This window comes from Rhizobium sp. UFLA01-1127, from assembly GCF_059803845.1.
Genome location: NZ_JAUQTZ010000278.1, coordinates 1 through 1,986 on the forward strand (window position 1 = coordinate 1; position 1,986 = coordinate 1,986).

Here is a 1,986-nt window from a genome sequence, read left to right on the forward strand (position 1 = left end):
GCCCAGCGTGTTCCGCAGCACGGCGACGTTGACGAGTGCCCACGGCTCCTTGACTCTTGGAACGCTATTAGACAACGTGAGGTAAACGTACCGTCGTCATTGCGCTGGAGTTCGGATAGTTGACCGCGAGCATACCAGGGCGCATTGGAACGCGGCAGTGATGCAAGCGCCGGGTTCAAAAGGTTCGCCGGGAGAGTAAAATCATAGTCGTATCTATCAGTCCGAACGAGAACCCGGTCTCCCGCTGCGTTAAGCCTGATCGTGTCGATATCCTCCTTTGCAACCATCGGATATTCTGGATACTCGGGAACCAGAAGACAAAAGACCAACAGCAGCGCCGACAGGAATAGACCGGCAAGCAAGAAATGCCTCTTGGTCTTCATCGCCATACTCCGTCAAAACCTATTTTAGGGTTTCAAGACTGCAACGCCATTTGTAAATTTTCATGAACTGGCATTGAACCACGATGCCGACTTATACGTTCACCGCATTGTTGCCACCAAATCTGTACCACTTACGAAGAAGATGGGACCTGAAGCAAATTTTCTCGCGTGGCCGAACTGCTGGCTAGTTGCGACCGTTGAAGCGTTTACGCTTGGCGAGACTGAAAGATGTTATCCCCCAGCCGCGTCTTGACGCTGTCGGCGCATTTGGCGATACCGTTCCCAAGATATTTTGATTGGGCCGATGAGTGAACAAATCTTGAGCCTTGCCGAAAGCCTCAAAGACAGAGCGCGTGCTGCGCTGGGTCAGCGCAATCTTGTCCTTGTCGGGCTGATGGGGGTTGGGAAGTCTTCGATCGGCCGGCCCGTTGCACACCAACTCGGCATCCCTTTTGTTGATACGGATGTCGAGATCGAGCGCGTCTCGCGCATGACGATCACCGAACTGTTTGCTGCCCATGGCGAGGTGGAGTTCCGGGCGCTGGAAACGCGCGTCATCGAGCGGCTCCTCAAGGGCGGCCCGCGTGTCGTTTCGACAGGGGGCGGCGCATTCATCAACGAAAGTACGCGCATGCATGTCAAGCGCGGTAGCCTTTCCGTTTGGTTGAAGGCCGATCTCGACGTCCTATGGGACCGGGTAAACAAACATCACGAACGGCCGCTGCTCAAAACCGAGGATCCGAAACAGACCCTCGAGAACCTGATGAATGCGCGCTATCCGATCTATGCGGAAGCCGATCTGACGGTTCCCTCTCGCGACGTCGGCAAGGACATCATGGTCAAGGACGTCCTCACCGCTATCGCCGAGGGAAGGGCGGCAGAAAGCAAAATGCCGTGACTACACATCGGTCCAACCACCCGTGCCGAAGGTGAACGTATCTTTCGACGGAAGGGTTGCGTGGCTGCGCCGATCAGGGAATGACGTGTAATCAGGATCAACGCGTTTTGAAACTGAACAGTCGGACATATGACCGCAGCCGTTCCTCAGAAAAATCGACGAAGCCGCTTGCGCTGGGACCGGTCCACATATGAACAGGATTGCTCCATTGCTGGCACCGTGAGGGCACATCGCTGGTGAGCCCGAACTTCGCTTTGGATTGCGATCTTATTAATCGAATTTCTGCAGAAAGATCGATAGAAGCCGTTGCATTGCATGCCCATCTATCAAGGCCGTCAATGCCACAGTTCAACAAGAAAGTACCAATTATGATGTTCTACCGAACCACGCGGTTGATGCTTTGCAGCGCTGCCATCCTGTCTTTCGCCAGCTCGGCCTTCGCGCTCGACGGCAATGATCTGCTGAAGAAGATCAACGACGTCTACGGCCAGCAGGGCGGTTCGATTGCTGCCACAGGCATCGACGTCGACGGCAGCACGGTGACGCTGAAGGGCGCAAGCTTCAAGGCGGCCGGCATGGACGACGGCATTCCGCTTGGGGACATTACTCTGGACGGCGTCGAGGAAAACAATGGCGGCTACAAGATCGGCGAAATCGATTTCGACGATGTCGATTTCGAAAAGGACGGCGCCGCGGTTTCCGCCA

At 55.3% G+C, this 1,986-nt stretch carries 1 protein-coding gene and 2 pseudogenes; 2 read left to right on the forward strand and 1 reads right to left on the reverse strand.

Translation table 11 applies throughout. The annotated features are described in order from the left end of the window. Positions 1-383: pseudogene (locus tag Q4Q11_RS31635) on the reverse strand (hypothetical protein); the annotation flags it as partial. A gap of 304 nt (positions 384-687) precedes the next feature. On the opposite strand from Q4Q11_RS31635, the gene Q4Q11_RS31640 reads away from it, so the two are divergent. Together Q4Q11_RS31640 and Q4Q11_RS31645 are read left to right on the forward strand one after the other, a co-directional pair. Then, positions 688-1,281 carry a shikimate kinase gene (locus Q4Q11_RS31640; protein ID WP_498571959.1) on the forward strand — a complete coding sequence of 198 codons (594 nt, stop codon included), beginning with the start codon at positions 688-690 and terminating at the stop codon, positions 1,279-1,281. Positions 1,282-1,649: 368 nt separating this feature from the next. Next, positions 1,650-1,986, forward strand: a pseudogene (locus Q4Q11_RS31645) (hypothetical protein); the annotation flags it as partial.